This is a genomic window from Streptomyces sp. NPDC093260 (assembly GCF_040683715.1).
Taxonomy (GTDB): domain Bacteria; phylum Actinomycetota; class Actinomycetes; order Streptomycetales; family Streptomycetaceae; genus Streptomyces; species Streptomyces sennicomposti.
The window spans coordinates 12,937-30,066 of sequence record NZ_JBFBEK010000050.1 but is presented as its reverse complement, the minus strand read 5'-3'; the positions used below and the strand labels follow the sequence as shown (position 1 = coordinate 30,066).

Annotated in this window: 17 protein-coding genes and 1 pseudogene; 17 read left to right on the top strand and 1 reads right to left on the bottom strand. The window is 70.3% G+C overall.

The genetic code is table 11. The features are described from left to right. From AB0N63_RS35195 to AB0N63_RS35170, 6 genes and pseudogenes are all read left to right on the top strand, one after another. Window positions 1-126, top strand: a pseudogene (locus AB0N63_RS35195) (dehypoxanthine futalosine cyclase); the annotation flags it as partial. Between the two features lie 19 nt (window positions 127-145). After that, window positions 146-655, top strand: coding sequence for a hypothetical protein (locus AB0N63_RS35190; protein WP_365535916.1), 510 nt, complete (start codon window positions 146-148; stop codon window positions 653-655). Between the two features lie 92 nt (window positions 656-747). Next, complete coding sequence (locus tag AB0N63_RS35185) at window positions 748-1,599, top strand: helix-turn-helix transcriptional regulator (RefSeq protein ID WP_365535914.1); 852 nt, start codon at window positions 748-750, stop codon at window positions 1,597-1,599. Continuing rightward, window positions 1,559-1,906, top strand: coding sequence for a DUF397 domain-containing protein (locus AB0N63_RS35180; RefSeq protein ID WP_365535912.1), 348 nt, complete (start codon window positions 1,559-1,561; stop codon window positions 1,904-1,906). The genes AB0N63_RS35185 and AB0N63_RS35180 overlap by 41 nt, the downstream gene beginning before the upstream one ends. A gap of 31 nt (window positions 1,907-1,937) precedes the next feature. Next, window positions 1,938-2,633 carry a demethylmenaquinone methyltransferase gene (locus AB0N63_RS35175; RefSeq protein WP_365535910.1) on the top strand — a complete coding sequence of 232 codons (696 nt, stop codon included), beginning with the start codon at window positions 1,938-1,940 and terminating at the stop codon, window positions 2,631-2,633. 162 nt (window positions 2,634-2,795) lie between these two features. Further along, on the top strand, window positions 2,796-4,100 hold the full coding sequence (locus AB0N63_RS35170) for a geranylgeranyl reductase family protein (protein WP_365535908.1): 1,305 nt from the start codon (window positions 2,796-2,798) through the stop codon (window positions 4,098-4,100). A 229-nt stretch (window positions 4,101-4,329) separates the two neighbouring features. On the opposite strand, the gene AB0N63_RS35165 is transcribed toward AB0N63_RS35170, so the two are convergent. Then, window positions 4,330-5,190: a C40 family peptidase gene (locus tag AB0N63_RS35165; protein ID WP_365535906.1), complete on the bottom strand. Its 861-nt coding sequence runs from the start codon at window positions 5,188-5,190 to the stop codon at window positions 4,330-4,332. 1,044 nt (window positions 5,191-6,234) lie between these two features. On the opposite strand from AB0N63_RS35165, the gene AB0N63_RS35160 reads away from it, so the two are divergent. The 11 genes from AB0N63_RS35160 to nuoK are packed head-to-tail and all read left to right on the top strand — an operon-like array spanning window position 6,235 to window position 17,128. Beyond that, on the top strand, window positions 6,235-6,594 hold the full coding sequence (locus AB0N63_RS35160) for an NADH-quinone oxidoreductase subunit A (protein WP_007383963.1): 360 nt from the start codon (window positions 6,235-6,237) through the stop codon (window positions 6,592-6,594). 14 nt (window positions 6,595-6,608) lie between these two features. Further along, window positions 6,609-7,163, top strand: a complete 555-nt coding sequence (locus tag AB0N63_RS35155) for an NADH-quinone oxidoreductase subunit B family protein (RefSeq protein WP_009190037.1) — start codon at window positions 6,609-6,611, stop codon at window positions 7,161-7,163. After that, window positions 7,160-7,927 carry an NADH-quinone oxidoreductase subunit C gene (locus AB0N63_RS35150; RefSeq protein ID WP_365535904.1) on the top strand — a complete coding sequence of 256 codons (768 nt, stop codon included), beginning with the start codon at window positions 7,160-7,162 and terminating at the stop codon, window positions 7,925-7,927. Before AB0N63_RS35155 ends, AB0N63_RS35150 begins: the two co-directional genes overlap by 4 nt. Beyond that, window positions 7,924-9,246, top strand: a complete 1,323-nt coding sequence (locus tag AB0N63_RS35145) for an NADH-quinone oxidoreductase subunit D (protein ID WP_365535901.1) — start codon at window positions 7,924-7,926, stop codon at window positions 9,244-9,246. Before AB0N63_RS35150 ends, AB0N63_RS35145 begins: the two co-directional genes overlap by 4 nt. Then, the gene (gene nuoE / locus AB0N63_RS35140; protein ID WP_365535899.1) at window positions 9,243-10,124 is read left to right on the top strand and encodes an NADH-quinone oxidoreductase subunit NuoE; all 882 of its coding nucleotides are present in this window, start codon (window positions 9,243-9,245) and stop codon (window positions 10,122-10,124) included. Before AB0N63_RS35145 ends, nuoE begins: the two co-directional genes overlap by 4 nt. Then, window positions 10,124-11,500, top strand: a complete 1,377-nt coding sequence (gene nuoF / locus AB0N63_RS35135) for an NADH-quinone oxidoreductase subunit NuoF (protein ID WP_365535897.1) — start codon at window positions 10,124-10,126, stop codon at window positions 11,498-11,500. Before nuoE ends, nuoF begins: the two co-directional genes overlap by 1 nt. Beyond that, complete coding sequence (locus AB0N63_RS35130; RefSeq protein WP_365535895.1) at window positions 11,497-13,998, top strand: NADH-quinone oxidoreductase subunit G; 2,502 nt, start codon at window positions 11,497-11,499, stop codon at window positions 13,996-13,998. The genes nuoF and AB0N63_RS35130 overlap by 4 nt, the downstream gene beginning before the upstream one ends. Further along, window positions 13,995-15,359, top strand: coding sequence for an NADH-quinone oxidoreductase subunit NuoH (nuoH, locus tag AB0N63_RS35125; RefSeq protein WP_365535892.1), 1,365 nt, complete (start codon window positions 13,995-13,997; stop codon window positions 15,357-15,359). The genes AB0N63_RS35130 and nuoH overlap by 4 nt, the downstream gene beginning before the upstream one ends. Next, window positions 15,352-15,993 (top strand): NADH-quinone oxidoreductase subunit NuoI, encoded by a 642-nt coding sequence (gene nuoI, locus AB0N63_RS35120; RefSeq protein ID WP_365535889.1) that lies wholly within the window; start codon window positions 15,352-15,354, stop codon window positions 15,991-15,993. The genes nuoH and nuoI overlap by 8 nt, the downstream gene beginning before the upstream one ends. Next, window positions 15,990-16,832, top strand: a complete 843-nt coding sequence (locus AB0N63_RS35115) for an NADH-quinone oxidoreductase subunit J (RefSeq protein WP_365535886.1) — start codon at window positions 15,990-15,992, stop codon at window positions 16,830-16,832. The genes nuoI and AB0N63_RS35115 overlap by 4 nt, the downstream gene beginning before the upstream one ends. Further along, a complete protein-coding gene (nuoK, locus tag AB0N63_RS35110) occupies window positions 16,829-17,128 on the top strand; it encodes an NADH-quinone oxidoreductase subunit NuoK (protein WP_365535883.1) in 300 nt (99 codons plus the stop codon). Before AB0N63_RS35115 ends, nuoK begins: the two co-directional genes overlap by 4 nt. The last annotated feature ends 2 nt before the right edge of the window (window positions 17,129-17,130 follow it).

Sequence of the window (17,130 nt, the reverse complement as noted above, 5' to 3'; positions counted from 1 at the left end):
CACCTCGTCGTGCACGACGACCCGGCGAACGACCCGGTGGACGACCGCGTGATGTCGCACATCTCCTCCACCGCCATCGACGGCGGCACCGCCCACCCCGAACTGAAGCTCCTCACCTCCAACTGAGCCCCACCGAGCCACCGTCATGCTGACGATCCACCGGCCGCTCGCCGACGACGCGCGCTCCGTCGCGGTCGACGGCGGCCGGATCCTCGCCGTCGGGCCGTACGCCGCACTGCACGCCGCCCACGGCGACCGCGCCCGCGTCCGCGAGTGGGACGGCACGCTCGAACCCGGACGGTACGAGCCCGACGCCGTACGCCTGCTGGAGACCCTGTACTGGCCCGACCCGCGCGAGGCCGACGACCTCGGCACCGAGCCGCTGCCCGCCGCCTCCCTCCCGATGACGGACACCCGGTGGGGTGCGAGCGCCCGGCGCGGGCTCCAGCGGATGCTGGGGCGCGGGGTGACGGCGGTCGCCGGGCCGTTCGCCCGCCCGGCCGTCCGGACCGCCGTCCAGCGCTCGGGCGTCCTGGTCGCCCCCGCCCCTTCCGCCCTCGCGCCGGACGCCCGCGCCGACTTCACCGTTGTCGCGGTTGACGGGAGCTGTCTGGCGACGGTGGTGGGGGGACGGCTGGTGTACCGGAGGGCGTAGTCCCGGCCATAAATACGATTACTGTCGTTGGCATTACGCAGCGAGTACGGCGCGCTTACTCTCGGCTACCAGGAGAGAGGAGTGTCTGCCGCATGGCGAATATCAAGCAACTCGACCCGTTCGCTTCACCGTTGGACTACTACGGCGCGGAGCTTCGCCGCCTTCGGGAGGCGGCGGGGCTGAGACTCGCCGACCTGGGCGAGATCGTCTTCTGCACGGCCTCCCTGGTCGGCCAGATCGAGACGGCCCTGAAGGTCCCGACCCGGGACTTCTCCGCCCGCGTGGACGCGGCGCTGAACACGGACGGGATGTTCTCGCGGCTGGTGGGGCTGGTTCTGCGGAGCCAGCTGCCGACTTGGTTCCAGCCGTATGCGGAGATGGAGTCGAAGGCTACGTACATCTCGTCGTTCCACGCCCAGCTGGTGGACGGGCTGCTGCAGACGCCCAAGTACGCGCGAGCGCTGCTCGGGGTCCGGAACGACGACAATCTGGACGCCCTGGTGGAGGCTCGGATCGACCGACAGCGCATCCTCAGCGGTGACAACTCCCCTCTGGTCTGGGTCGTTCTCTCCGAGGCCGTGCTGCATCAGAAAATCGGCGGCGCTCAGATCATGCGTGAGCAACTGGCCCATCTGTTGGAGGTAACGCGAACCCACAAGTGGGTGCGGGTGCAGATCCTGCCCTTCGAGGCGGGCGCGCACGCCGGGCTGATGGGCTCGTTCAACCTCCTGCGCTTCGAGAACGACCCGGACATCTTCTACACCGAGGACTTCGTCCAGGGCCACATGACGGCCAATCCGCAAGCCGTCAAAGAAGGTTCGCTCCGATACGATCACCTGCAAGCGGCCGCCCTCTCCGTGGACGACTCGGCGGCGCTGATCGCCAGTGTGATGGAGGAGCGTTATGGGCAGCAAGCCGACCCCGGTGGACTCGCAGTGGCGTAAGTCCTCCTACAGCGGCAACACGGGCGGGAACTGTATTGAGTGCGCCCCTCTCGACGGCGCGGCCTGGCGCAAGTCGTCGTACAGCGGTGACACCGGCGGGCAGTGTGTCGAGTGCGCGCCCCTGAACGGCGCCGCCTGGCACAAGTCCTCGCACAGCAGCGACACCGGAGGCAACTGCATCGAGTACGCCGACCTCTCCGCCCACGTAGCCCTGCGTGACTCCAAGAACCCGGCCGGGGGACACTTCTCGGTCGCGCCGGAGGCGTTCTCCGTGTTCGTCGGCGCGGCGGCGCGGGGCGAGCTGTAGGCCCCGCGCGGGCTGCTGCAAGAATGAGCCGGTGACCCGCGCATCCCTGGAGAAGCAGCCGCACGAAGTCGCCTCGATGTTCGACGGCGTGGCGGAACGGTACGACCTGACCAACGACATCCTGTCCCTCGGGCAGGACCGGCGGTGGCGCAAGGAGGTCGCCAGAGCGGTCGACGCCCGGCCGGCGCAGAAGGTCCTCGACCTCGCCGCCGGGACGGCCACCTCCTCCCTCCCCTTCACCCGCGCCGGGGCGTACGTCGTCCCGTGCGACTTCTCGCTGGGGATGCTCCAGGTGGGCAAGCGGCAGCACGCGTGGCTGCCGTTCACGGCCGGGGACGCGACGCGGCTGCCCTTCAAGGACGACACGTTCGACGCCGTCACGATCTCCTTCGGGCTGCGCAACGTCCAGGACTTCGACACGGCGCTGCGCGAGATGCACCGGGTGACCAGGCCCGGCGGGCGCGTGGTGATCTGCGAGTTCTCGCACCCCACGTGGGCGCCGTTCCGCACGGTCTACACCGAGTACCTGATGCGCGCCCTGCCGTCCGTGGCGCGGGCGGTCTCCTCCAACCCCGACGCGTACGTCTACCTCGCCGAGTCCATCCGCGCCTGGCCCGACCAGGCGGCGCTGGCGGCGCGGCTGCGCGGGGCGGGCTGGTCGAAGGTGGCCTGGCGCAACCTCAGCGGCGGCATCGTGACGCTGCACCGGGGCTTCAAGCAGGACTGACGGGGCCGGGGGCCGGGGAACCGCCCCGGCCCTCGTCCGTACCGCAGTGGTCTGGTTCGTCCGGAGTCGGCCCGTCAGCCCGGTGATCAGGGCCGCTGAATAGACTGCCCGTGTCCAGTGCCGGTCGGCACGCAGACTTTTCGACCTTGGGGAGATCCCGCCGTGACCGTCGTGACTGAGCCCCTCTCCGAGTCCCTCGCCGGGAACACCGCCGACGTGATCGTCGTCGGCGCGGGGCCGGCCGGCTCCACCACCGCGTACCACCTCGCCAAGGCCGGCCTCGACGTGCTCCTGCTGGAGAAGACCGAGTTCCCGCGCGAGAAGGTCTGCGGCGACGGCCTGACCCCGCGCGCCGTCAAGCAGCTGGTCGCCATGGGCATCGACATCTCGGAAGAGGCGGGCTGGCTGCGCAACAAGGGCCTGCGCATCATCGGCGGCGGCGTCCGGCTCCAGCTCGACTGGCCCGACCTCGCGTCCTTCCCGGACTACGGACTCGTGCGCAAGCGCGACGACTTCGACGAGCAGCTGGCCCGGCAGGCCCAGAAGGCGGGCGCCCGGCTGTACGAGCGCTGCAACGTCGGCGGCCCCATCGTGGACGACCGCACCGGCCGCATCACCGGCGTGAAGGCCAAGCTCGGCGAGGAGAAGCGCGAGGTCACCTTCCACGCGCCGCTCGTCGTGGCCGCCGACGGCAACTCGACGCGGCTGTCCCTGGCGATGGGGCTGCACCGCCGCGAGGACCGCCCGATGGGCGTCGCCGTGCGCACGTACTTCACCTCGCCGCGCCACGACGACGACTACCTGGAATCGTGGCTGGAGCTGTGGGACCGGCGCGGCCCCCAGGACCGCCTGCTGCCCGGCTACGGCTGGATCTTCGGCATGGGCGACGGCACCTCCAACGTCGGCCTCGGCGTCCTCAACACCTCCGCCGCCTTCAAGGAACTGGACTGGCGCGAGATCCTGAAGGCCTGGTGCGCCTCCATGCCGGAGGACTGGGGCTACACCCCGGACAACATGACGGGCCCCATCCGCGGCGCGGCCCTGCCCATGGCGTTCAACCGCCAGCCGCACTACACGCGCGGGCTGCTGCTCGTCGGCGACGCCGGCGGCCTGGTCAACCCGTTCAACGGCGAGGGCATCGCCTACGCCATGGAGTCCGGCCAGATCGCCGCCGAGGTCATCGTCCAGGCCCACTCGCGCGCCACGGCCGCCCAGCGGGAACTCGCTCTCCAGCGCTACCCGCGCGTCCTGAAGGACACCTACGGCGGCTACTACACGCTCGGCCGCGCCTTCGTGAAGCTCATCGGCAACCCGAAGGTCATGCAGATCGCCGCGCAGCGCGGTCTGACCCACCCGGTCCTGATGAAGTTCACCCTCAAGCTGCTGGCCAACCTCACCGACCCGACGGGCGGCGACGCGATGGACCGCATCATCAACGGCCTCAGCAAGGTCGCCCCCAAGGCGTGACCCACGCCGGGGGAGGCCCCGGACCCACGACGGCGAGGCCGGCTCGTTCCTGAGCCGGCCTCAGTCATGCCCTGGGTCGCGTCCCGGGCGAAACGGGAGTACCGCCCGCAAGGTCTCCGTACCGCCCGAACGCGTCCGTACCGTCCGAAGCACCCGAACCGGCAACGCCGGAAGGGCCGCTGCCCCCGAGCGGCTGCGGCCCTTCACCCCGTACGGCGCTGTGAGTGCCTCAGAGCACCCGCACCGCGCCGGTCGGCGGGTCGTACGACAGCGGCTTCTCCACGACGCCGCTGGAGGGGTTCTGCGCCCCGACGAACATACCGTCACCGACGTACACGGCCACGTGGTACGCGCTGCCGGCGCCGCCCCAGTAGAGGATGTCGCCCGGCTGGAGGTTGGACAGCGACACCTGGGTGCCGGCCGTCGACTGGTCCTGGGAGACGCGCGGCAGGCTGATGCCCACCTGCTTGAAGGCGGTCTGGACCAGGCCGGAGCAGTCGTACGCGGACGGGCCCGTGGCCCCGGAGACGTACGCCTTGCCGACCTGCGACTTGACGAAGGAGACGATCGCGGCGGCCGAACCGGTCGCCGTGGAGCCGCCGGTGACGGTGCTGTCGCCCGTGCCGGTGCTCGGTCCGGAGCCGGAGTCGTCGCTGCCGCCGCCGGTCGAGTAGGCGGTGAGGGTGACGCGCTGGGCGTCGCGCGAGGCGCGCTCGGCGGCGGCCTTGCGGGCGGCCGCCTCCGCCTTCTTCTTGGCGGCCTCGGCCTTCTTCTTGGCTTCGGCGAGGTCCGACTTGGCCTGCTTCGCGGCGTTCGCGGCGGCGGCGTCGCGCTCCGCCTGGAGCTGGTAGTTCGCGGCGGCCTGCTGGGTGGCGTCCGCCGACTGGGCGACCTGAGCGGCCAGATCGGCCGTCAGCGTGGGCAGTTCGAGGGTCTGGGTGACCGGCTCCGCGGCGTTCGCCGACGAGGCCGACGCACCGGCCACTGCCAGGGTGCCCAGGACACCACCGGCGACTCCGGCCCGCATCGCGATTTTCGACGCGCTACGGCGGGGCTTCCGGTGGCTGCGTATGTGAGCGGTGTGGGACATGGGAACAACGGGTACCAGGGGCTCCTTCATATCTTCAAGAAACGTGTGCTGCGCCACATTTGCTCAACGAGGGGTGCGAACGCCGGGCGTGTCGCCCTTTATTGACGCCGTAACGGACATTCGGGGCACTGATGATCATGCCTGTGATCATGGTCTTTCGCTGTTACGTCCGAATTGCCCCGTGCCTACCACTGGTTGAGACCGTTGGCCAAGCCCGGTTCTCATGCGGCTCTCATGGATGTGGTGGAGGTCACGGAACGGTCACCACCCCACCCTGCGTCCGCGCGTCGCGCACACTCGTGCCCTTCCCGTGCCCGCAGCGGCCGGCGCGTCCCCTTCGGACGCGCGGTCGCGGCGGCCGGCGCGTCCCGCGCGGGCTCGCGGCGACAGTGCCCGGTTCGCCCCCTTTGGCCCCACGGCGGCGGTGGCCGACTCGCCCCGCCCGGGCTCGCGGCGCGGCGGTCGGCGCGGCCCACTCGGGTTCGCGGCCGCAGTGGCCGGCTCGGGCTCGCGGCCGTGGCGGCCGACTTGTCCGCTCGGGGTGCCGACATCCCCTTCGTCACGTCAGTCCCACGAGCCCCATCCGTCCCGTGCGCCGCGCCGGGGGAGCTTGTGAAGACGCGAACGTGTCCACTTGCCGTTCCGCCGTCCCCCTGATGTGTGAAAAGCCGCCCTATATCAAGGGCTTGACGCCGACCGCCACTTTGCGCCGGACGCCGGTCATCTGATAGTGCACACCCCCTCCTACCTGCAAAGACGAAGTAAATTGTCACTTTTCGTGATTGCTCGTGTGCTTCCCGTGTGAAGATCGCAGCTCATCCGACTTCATGATCCTTCGTCAGGTGGTGGAGATCACAAAGCTTGTGGAATACCCCGTGTCGCAGATCACAGTGCCTCGGGCATAAGATGCCCTGCAGTTGGGCTTGTGACCTGCTTCACATGTTCCCGATCTTCGCCGGGACGAGCGGGGGTGGTGGGACGGAGGAGACGGCTGTGAGCCCCTAACCGCCAGCAGTCAGTGCCGACTGAGAGGAGCGAGGAGCGGTGAACGCGTATGCGCCCATCCTCGTACTGGGAGCCCTCGGGGCAGGCTTTGCGATCTTCTCCGTGGTCATGGCCACGCTGATCGGACCGAAGCGGTACAACCGCGCCAAACTCGAAGCCTACGAGTGCGGTATCGAGCCGACCCCCACGCCGGCCGGCGGCGGGCGCTTCCCCATCAAGTACTACCTGACGGCGATGCTCTTCATCGTCTTCGACATCGAGATCGTCTTCCTCTACCCCTGGGCCGTCACCTTCGACGCCCTGGGTGTTTTCGGGCTCGTGGAGATGCTGCTCTTCGTGCTCACCGTCTTCGTCGCCTACGCGTACGTGTGGCGGCGCGGCGGCCTGGAATGGGACTGAGGGGCCATAGAGACATGGGACTCGAAGAAAAGCTGCCGAGCGGATTCCTGCTCACCACCGTCGAGCAGGCCGCGGGCTGGGTGCGCAAGGCGTCCGTCTTCCCGGCCACCTTCGGCCTGGCCTGCTGCGCGATCGAGATGATGACCACCGGCGCCGGCCGCTACGACCTGGCGCGCTTCGGCATGGAGGTCTTCCGCGGCTCGCCCCGCCAGGCGGACCTGATGATCGTGGCCGGCCGGGTCAGCCAGAAGATGGCGCCGGTCCTGAGGCAGGTCTACGACCAGATGCCGAACCCCAAGTGGGTGATCTCCATGGGCGTCTGCGCCTCCTCGGGCGGCATGTTCAACAACTACGCGATCGTCCAGGGCGTCGACCACATCGTCCCCGTCGACATCTACCTGCCCGGCTGCCCGCCGCGCCCGGAGATGCTGATGGACGCGATCCTCAAGCTCCACCAGAAGATCCAGTCCACCAAGCTCGGCGTGAACGCGGAGGAGGCGGCCCGCGAGGCGGAGGAGGCGGCGCTCAAGGCCCTGCCCACGATCGAGATGAAGGGGCTGCTGCGGTGAGCGACGCGAACGGCACCCAGGGCGGCGGCCCGAACGGCTCCGACGGGGTCAACCCCGAGAAGGACCTCGCCGCCGACAACCTCCCCGGCCAGCGCGGCCAGGGCGGCGAGGAGATCCGCGTCCAGCGCGGCATGTTCGGCGCCAACAACGGCGGCGACACCTCCGGCTACGGCGGCCTGGTCCGCTCGGTCCGCCTGCCCGGCCCCTCCGGCCGGCCCTACGGCGGCTGGTTCGACGAGGTCGCCGACGAACTGGAGGGCGCCCTGGAGGAACAGGGCCTGCTGCCCGGCAACGCCATCGAGAAGACCGTCGTCGACCGCGGCGAACTCACCTTCCACATCGAACGCGAGCACCTGCTCCGCGTCGCCCGCACCCTGCGCGACGACCCCGCCCTGCGCTTCGAACTGTGCACCGGCGTCAGCGGCGTCCACTACCCGCATGACAAGGGCCGCGAGCTGCACGCCGTCTACCACCTGCGCTCGATCACCCACAACCGGCTCATCCGGCTGGAGGTCAGCACCCCCGACCACGACCGGCACATCCCCTCGCTGGTCTCCGTCTACCCGACCAACGACTGGCACGAGCGCGAGACCTGGGACTTCTTCGGGATCGTCTTCGACGGCCACCCGGCGCTGACCCGGATCATGATGCCGGACGACTGGCAGGGCCACCCGCAGCGCAAGGACTACCCCCTCGGCGGCATCCCCGTCGAGTACAAGGGCGCCCAGATCCCGGCTCCGGACCAGCGGAGGTCGTACTCGTGAGCACTTCGCACGCCTCCCCGAGGGAGACCACGGAAGGCACCGTCTACACGGTCACCGGCGGCGACTGGGACGAGGTCGTCCAGTCCGCGGCCCGCGCCGACGACGAGCGCATCGTCGTCAACATGGGCCCCCAGCACCCCTCCACCCACGGAGTGCTGCGGCTCATCCTGGAGATCGAGGGCGAGACGGTCACCGAGGCCCGCTGCGGCATCGGCTACCTGCACACCGGCATCGAGAAGAACCTCGAGTTCCGCACCTGGACGCAGGGCACCACGTTCGTGACGCGGATGGACTACCTGACGTCCTTCTTCAACGAGACCGCCTACTGTCTCGCCGTCGAGAAACTCCTCGGCATCGAGGACCAGATCACCGAGCGCGCCAAGATCATCCGGGTGCTCCTGATGGAGCTGAACCGGCTCTCCTCCCACCTGGTGTGCATCGCCACCGGCGGCATGGAGCTGGGCGCCACCACGATCATGATCTACGGCTTCCGCGACCGCGAGATGATCCTCGACATCTACGAGCTGGTCACGGGCCTGCGGATGAACCACGCCTACATCCGGCCCGGCGGACTCGCCCAGGACCTGCCGCCCGGCGCGGTGGACCGGATCCGCGAGTTCGTGAAGAAGATGCACAAGAACCTCCCGGAGTACGACAAGCTCGCCACCGGGAACCCCATCTTCAAGGCCCGCATGCAGGACGTCGGCTACCTCGACCTGGCCGGCTGCATGGCCCTCGGCGCCACCGGCCCGATCCTGCGCTCCACCGGCCTGCCGCACGACCTGCGCAAGACCCAGCCGTACTGCGACTACGAGACGTACGACTTCGACGTCCCCACCGCCGACACCTGCGACGCCTACGGCCGGTTCCTGATCCGGCTGGAGGAGATGCACCAGTCGCTGCGGATCGTCGAACAGTGCCTGGACCGGCTCCAGCCCGGCCCCGTCATGGTCGCCGACAAGAAGATCGCCTGGCCCGCGCAGCTCGCCCTCGGCCCCGACGGCCTCGGCAACTCCCTCGACCACATCAAGAAGATCATGGGCACCTCCATGGAGGCTCTGATCCACCACTTCAAGCTGGTCACCGAGGGCTTCCGCGTCCCGCCCGGCCAGGCCTACGCGGCGGTCGAGTCGCCCAAGGGCGAACTCGGCGTGCACGCCGTCTCCGACGGCGGCACCCGCCCCTTCCGGGTCCACTTCCGCGACCCGTCCTTCACCAACCTTCAGGCCATGGCGGCGATGTGCGAGGGCGGCCAGGTCGCCGACGTCATCGTCGCCGTCGCGTCCATCGACCCCGTGATGGGAGGCGTCGACCGGTGACCACCTCTTCTTCCCCGCGGGCCGGACAGGGCGTCAGCCTGGGCATGCCCGGACTGCCCGCGCCCGCCTACCCGGACGACGTCCGGGAGCGCCTGGAGCGCGACGCGCACGAGATCATCGCCCGCTACCCCGACTCCCGCTCCGCCCTCCTGCCGATGCTCCACCTCGTGCAGTCCGAGGAAGGGCACGTCACCCGCACCGGCATGGCCTTCTGCGCGGACGTGCTCGGCCTGACCACCGCCGAGGTCACCGCGGTCGCCACCTTCTACACCATGTACCGGCGCAAGCCCTCCGGCGACTACCAGGTCGGGGTGTGCACCAACACCCTGTGCGCGGTCATGGGCGGCGACGCCATCTTCGAGACCCTCCAGGAACACCTGGGCGTCGGCAACGGCGAGACCACCGACGACGGCTCGGTCACCCTGGAGCACATCGAGTGCAACGCGGCCTGCGACTTCGCGCCGGTCGTGATGGTCAACTGGGAGTTCTTCGACAACCAGACCCCGGCGAGCGTCAAGCGCCTGGTGGACGACCTGCGCGCGGGCCGGCCGGTGACCCCGACCCGCGGCGCGCCGCTGTGCACCTTCAAGGAGACCGCGCGGATCCTGGCCGGCTTCCCCGACGAGCGGGAGGGCGCCGCCGAGGCCGGCGGCAGTGCGGGACCCGCGTCGCTGGCGGGCCTCCGCCTGGCCAGGGGAGAGGCCGCGCCCGCGCGCGTGGTCCATCCCCGCGAGGGCGGCCCGCACGACGAGCAGCGGGACGCCGCCGGGCACCGGCCGTCGCCGGCGGAGCACCTCAGCTCCCACGACGCGCCGCAGGACACATCGGCCTCCGACCCGTCCCATCCGTCGGGACCTGTCGCCGAGGAGGGGGAGTGATGACGGTGTCCACCAACTACGGGGGCACCTCCCAGCCCGAGGCTGGGGGAGGGGCGAGCCCCGAGAAGCTGCTCGCACCCGTGCTGTCGGCCTTCTGGGACGAGGACCGGTCCTGGACGCTGGACGTGTACCGACGGCACGAGGGGTACGAGGGGCTGCGCAAGGCTCTCGCCATGCCGCCGGACGACGTGATCGCGTACGTCAAGGAGTCCGGACTGCGCGGACGCGGCGGCGCGGGCTTCCCGACCGGGATGAAATGGCAGTTCATTCCCCAGGGCGATGGAAAACCGCACTATCTGGTGGTCAACGCCGACGAGTCGGAGCCGGGCACCTGCAAGGACATCCCGCTCCTCTTCGCGAACCCGCACAGCCTCATCGAGGGCATCGTGATCGCGTGCTACGCCATCCGGTCCTCGCACGCCTTCATCTATCTGCGGGGTGAAGTCGTCCCCGTGCTGCGGCGGTTGCACTCGGCCGTGCGCGAGGCCTACGCGGCCGGCTACCTCGGCACGAACGTCCTGGGCAGCGGGCTGGACCTCGACATCACCGTGCACGCCGGCGCCGGGGCGTACATCTGCGGTGAGGAGACAGCGCTGCTGGACTCGCTCGAAGGCCGCCGCGGGCAACCGCGGCTGCGTCCCCCCTTCCCCGCCGTCGCGGGCCTCTACGCGTGCCCGACTGTGGTGAACAACGTCGAGTCGATCGCGTCGGTTCCCGCGATCCTGAAAAACGGCAAGGACTGGTTCAGGTCGATGGGCAGCGAGAAGTCCCCGGGCTTCACGCTCTACTCGCTCAGCGGCCATGTCGCGAGCCCCGGCCAGTACGAGGCGCCGCTCGGCATCACCCTGCGCCAGCTGCTCGACATGAGCGGCGGCATGCGGCCCGGCCACCGGCTGAAGTTCTGGACGCCGGGCGGCTCCTCCACCCCGATGTTCACCGACGAACACCTCGACGTCCCCCTCGACTACGAGGGCGTCGGCGCGGCCGGCTCCATGCTCGGCACCAAGGCCCTGCAGTGCTTCGACGAGACCACCTGCGTGGTGCGGGCCGTGACCCGGTGGACCGAGTTCTACGCCCACGAGTCCTGCGGCAAGTGCACCCCCTGCCGCGAGGGGACGTACTGGCTCGTGCAGCTGCTGCGGGACATCGAGGCCGGCAAGGGCAGGATGACCGACCTCGACAAGCTGAACGACATCGCCGACAACATCAACGGCAAGTCCTTCTGCGCCCTCGGCGACGGCGCCGCCTCACCGATCTTCTCCTCCCTCAAGTACTTCCGCGCGGAGTACGAGGAGCACATCACGGGCCGCGGCTGCCCCTTCGACCCGGCCAAGTCGACGGCCTGGGCGGACCAGCACACGGAGGTGCTCGCATGACCGTGACCACCAACGCCCCCTCCTCGGGCGGCGCGGCGGCCCTCCCGCCGGAAGACCTCGTGACGCTGACGATCGACGGCGTGGAGATCAGCGTGCCCAAGGGCACCCTGGTCATCCGGGCCGCCGAACAGCTCGGCGTCGAGATCCCCCGGTTCTGCGACCACCCGCTGCTCGACCCGGCCGGCGCCTGCCGCCAGTGCATCGTCGAGGTCGAGGGCCAGCGCAAGCCGATGGCGTCGTGCACCATCACCTGCACCGACGGCATGGTCGTCAAGACCCACCTCACCTCGCCGGTCGCCGAGAAGGCCCAGCACGGCGTGATGGAGCTGCTGCTCATCAACCACCCGCTGGACTGCCCGGTCTGCGACAAGGGCGGCGAGTGCCCCCTGCAGAACCAGGCCATGTCCCACGGCAACGCCGAGTCCCGCTTCGAGGGCAGGAAGCGGACGTACGAGAAGCCGGTGCCGATCTCCAGCCAGGTGCTGCTGGACCGCGAACGGTGCGTGCTGTGCGCGCGCTGCACCCGCTTCTCCAACCAGGTCGCCGGCGACCCGATGATCGAACTGATCGAACGGGGCGCGCTCCAGCAGGTCGGCACCGGCGAGGGCGACCCCTTCGAGTCGTACTTCTCCGGCAACACCATCCAGATCTGCCCCGTCGGCGCGCTCACCTCGGCCGCCTACCGGTTCCGCTCCCGCCCCTTCGACCTGGTCTCCTCGCCGACCGTGTGCGAGCACTGCTCCGGCGGCTGCGCCACCCGCACCGACCACCGGCGCGGCAAGGTCATGCGGCGGCTCGCCGCCAACGACCCCGAGGTCAACGAGGAGTGGATCTGTGACAAGGGACGCTTCGCGTTCCGCTACGCGCAGCTCAAGGACCGGCTGACCACCCCGCTGGTGCGCAGCCCCGAGGGCGAACTCGTCCCGGCGTCCTGGCCGGAGGCCCTCGAGATCGCCGCGCAGGGCCTGCTCGCCTCGCGCGGCCGCACCGGCGTCCTGACCGGCGGCCGGCTGACCGTCGAGGACGCCTACGCGTACAGCAAGTTCGCGCGCGTGGCGCTGGACACCAACGACATCGACTTCCGCGCGCGCGTGCACAGCGGCGAGGAGGCCGACTTCCTGGCCGCCCGCGTCGCCGGGCGCGGCCGGGACCTCGACGGCACGGGCGTCACCTACACCGCGCTGGAGAAGGCGCCCGCCGTGCTGCTCGTCGGGTTCGAGTCCGAGGAGGAGGCGCCCGGCGTCTTCCTGAGGCTCCGCAAGGCCTGGCGCAAGCACGGGCAGAAGGTGTTCGCGCTGGCCACGCACGCCACCCGGGGCCTTGCGAAGGCGGGCGGCACGCTGCTGCCGGCCGCGCCCGGCACCGAGACCGAGTGGCTGGACGCGCTGGCGAGCGGCGTCGGACTGGAGGACGCGGGAAGCCAGGCCGCCGAGGCGCTGCGCACCGAGGGCGCGGTGCTCGTCGTCGGCGAGCGGCTGGCGTCGGTGGCGGGCGGTCTGACCGCCGCCGTCCGGACCGCGACCGCGACCGGCGCGCAGCTGGTGTGGATCCCGCGCCGGGCCGGTGAGCGGGGTGCGATCGAGGCCGGCGCGCTGCCGTCGCTGCTGCCGGGCGGCCGCCCGGCCACCGACCCGCGCGCGCGGGAGGAGGTCGCCGCCGTGTGGGGCGTGGCCGACCTCCCGCACCGCTACGGCCGCGACACCGGCCAGATCGTCCAGGCCGCCGCCGACGGCGAACTCCAGGCGCTGCTGGTGGCCGGCGTGGAGATCTCCGACCTGCCCGACCCGGCACGCGCGCGTGCCGCGCTGGCCGAGGTCGGCTTCCTGGTCTCGCTGGAGCTGCGGCCCAGCGAGGTCAGCGAGCACGCGGACGTGGTCCTGCCGGTGGCGGCCGTCGCCGAGAAGGCCGGCGCCTTCCTCAACTGGGAGGGCCGGGCGCGCTTCTTCGAGGCCGCCCTCAAGCCCGACCAGATGACCCGCCGCCCGGCCCCCAGCGATCTGAGGGTCCTCCAGATGCTGGCCGACACCATGGACGTGCACCTGGGGCTGCCGGACCTCAGGACCGCGCACGCCGAGCTGGACCGGCTCGGCGCCTGGCGCGGCCCGCACGCCGACGACCCGGCCGAGGGCGCGGCGCCGCTGCCCCGCCCGGCCGCCGGGGAGGCCGTCCTCGCCGGCCACCGGCTGCTGCTCGACCACGGCGTCCTCCAGGAGGGCGACGAGGCGCTGGCCGGCACCCGGCACGCCGCACGCGCGCGCGTGTCGCCCGCCACCGCCGCCGAGGCGGGCGTCGCCGACGGCGAGCCGCTCGCGGTGACCGGCCCCGCCGGGACGGTCGAACTGCCGCTGGAGATCACCGACATGCCCGACCGGGTGGTGTGGCTCCCGCTGAACTCCGCCGGCTCCGGCGTCGCCTCCGACACCGGGGCGCGGCCCGGCTCCCTCGTCCGCATCGGTCCCGCGCCGCGCGCGGCCGCCCTCAAGGAGGTGGAGGCATGAGGTCGTCCCTCGCCGCGGAGAACCTCTCGATGTTCGGCACCGACCCGTGGTGGCTGGTCGTCGTCAAGGCGGTGTTCTGCTTCGCCTTCCTGATGGTGACGGTGCTGTTCTCCATCGTCTGGGAGCGCAAGGTCGTCGCCTGGATGCAGCTGCGCATCGGGCCCAACCGGCACGGCCCCTGGGGCATGCTCCAGTCGCTCGCCGACGGCATCAAGCTGATGCTGAAGGAGGACGTCGTCGTCAAGCGCGCGGACAAGGCCGTCTACGTCCTCGCGCCGATCGTCGCGGCCATCCCGGCCTTCATGGCGATCGCGGTGATCCCCTTCGGCCCCGCGGACAACGAGGTCTCGGTCTTCGGCCACCGCACGGCGATGCAGCTCACCGACCTGCCGATCGCGATGCTCTACATCCTCGCGGTCGCCTCGGTCGGCATCTACGGCATCGTCCTGGCCGGCTGGAGCTCCGGCTCCACCTATCCGCTCCTGGGCGGCCTGCGCTCGTGCGCCCAGATGATCTCCTACGAGATCGCGATGGGCGCCGCGTTCGCCTCGGTGTTCCTGTACTCGGGCTCGATGTCGACCTCGACCATCGTCGAACAGCAGCACGACCGCTGGTACATCCTGCTGCTGCCGGTCTCCTTCGTGCTCTACATCGTCACCATGGTCGGCGAGACCAACCGAGCCCCCTTCGACATGCCGGAGTCCGAGGGCGACCTGGTCGGCGGCTTCAACACCGAGTACTCCTCGATCAAGTTCGCGATGTTCATGCTCGCCGAGTACGTCAACATGGTGACCGTCTCGGCCGTGTCCACCACGCTCTTCCTGGGCGGCTGGCGGGCTCCCTGGCCGGTCAGCACCTTCTGGGAGGGCGCCAACCACGGCTGGTGGCCGCTGCTCTGGTTCGTGATCAAGGTGCAGCTGCTGCTGTTCTTCTTCATCTGGCTGCGCGGCACCCTCCCGCGCGTGCGCTACGACCAGCTGATGAAGCTCGGCTGGAAGGTGCTCATCCCGGTCTCCGTGGTCTGGCTGATGCTCGTCGCGACCGTGCGGACCCTGCGCAACCAGAACTACGACTTCGCCGACATCGCCCTCTACGTCGGCGGCGGCGTGCTCGCCCTGCTGGTGCTGTCCTTCGTCGCCGACATGTTCCGCGAGAAGGCGAAGGCGGACCGGCAGCCCGCCCCCGAGCCCGCCGGGTTCGACCCGATGGCCGGCGGGTTCCCCGTGCCGCCGCTGCCCGGACAGGAGCTGCCGCCGGTGCCCCGGCGCCGCTCGCACCGGGAGCGGGAGCTGATCGTCAGTGGCGGGCCGGACACTGCCAGTGACGGAACCCTGGATGGAAAGGAGGCGTCCGATGGCTGAGGAACCCAAGGAGACCACGCCCGGTTTCCTGAACCCGGTGGCCGGCTTCGGCGTGACCTTCAAGGCCATGTTCAAGAAGCGGCTGACCGAGCAGTACCCGGAGCAGAAGAAGACCACCGCTCCGCGTTTCCACGGACGGCACCAGCTCAACCGCCATCCGGACGGCCTGGAGAAGTGCGTCGGGTGCGAGCTGTGCGCCTGGGCCTGCCCCGCCGACGCCATCTACGTCGAGGGCGCCGACAACACCGACGAGGAGCGCTACTCGCCGGGCGAGCGCTACGGCCGCGTCTACCAGATCAACTACGCCCGCTGCATCCTGTGCGGGCTGTGCATCGAGGCGTGCCCCACGCGCGCGCTGACGATGACCAACGAGTTCGAACTGGCCGACTCCAGCCGCGCCAACCTCATCTACACCAAGGAGCAACTGCTCGCCGGTCTCGAAGAGGGCATGGTCGACACCCCGCACGCCATCTTCCCCGGCACCGACGAACAGGACTACTACCGCGGCCTGGTGACCGAGGCCGCCCCCGGCACCGAGCGCCAGGTGGCCGTCTCCAAGGGCGAGCGCCCGCAGGACGCCGAGTCCTCCGCCGGTGACGAGGAACCGGCCGCGCAGGAGGTGATCGGGCGATGACCGCACAGCTCGCCGCCTACACCACCTCCACCGGAGAGGCGTTCCAGTTCTGGGTGCTCGGCACCGTCGCCGTGATCGGCGCCCTGTGCACCGTGTTCATGCGCAAGGCCGTGCACAGCGCCCTCTCCCTGGCCGGGACCATGATCGTCCTCGCGGTGTTCTACCTGGCCAACGGCGCCTACTTCCTCGGCATCGTGCAGATCGTCGTCTACACCGGCGCGATCATGATGCTGTTCCTGTTCGTGGTCATGCTCGTCGGCGTGACCGCGGCGGACTCCCTGAAGGAGACCATCAAGGGCCAGCGCTGGCTGGCCCTGCTGTGCGGTCTCGGCTTCGGCGTCCTGCTCATCGCGGGCATCGCCAACGCCTCCCTGAAGGACTTCGCCGGCGCCGGGAAGGCCAACGCCAACGGCAACGTGGAGGGCCTGGCCTCCCTCATCTTCACCCGGTACGTCTACGCGTTCGAACTCACCGGCGCCCTGCTCATCACGGCCACCCTCGGCGCGATGGTCCTCACCCACCGCGAGCGCACCGAACGGGCCAGGACCCAGCGCGAACTGGCCGAGCAGCGCGTGCGCGAGGGCAAGCACGTACCGCCGCTGCCCGCCCCCGGCGTCTACGCCCGGCACAACGCCGTGGACGTCGCCGGCCTGCTGCCCGACGGCACCCCCTCGGAGCTGACCGTCAGCCGCACCCTGCGCGAGCGCGGCCAGATCCGGGACGTCTCGGCCGAGGCGCTGAGCGATCTGAAGGCCATCGAACAGCGCGCCGAGGAGCGCCTGGAGCGCACCGGGAACGAACCGGCGGTCTTCCAGCGGACCGAGGAGGCGTCGAAGTGAACCCCGTCAACTACCTCTATCTCGCCGCCCTGCTGTTCACGATCGGCGCCACCGGCGTGCTGATCCGGCGCAACGCCATCGTGGTCTTCATGTGCGTCGAGCTGATGCTGAACGCCTGCAACCTCGCGTTCGTCGTCTTCTCCCGGATGCACGGCAACCTCGACGGCCAGGTCATCGCCTTCTTCACGATGGTCGTCGCCGCAGCGGAGGTCGTGGTCGGGCTCGCGATCATCGTGTCGCTGTTCCGTTCCCGCCACTCGGCCTCGGTCGACGACGCCAGCCTGATGAAGCTGTAAGG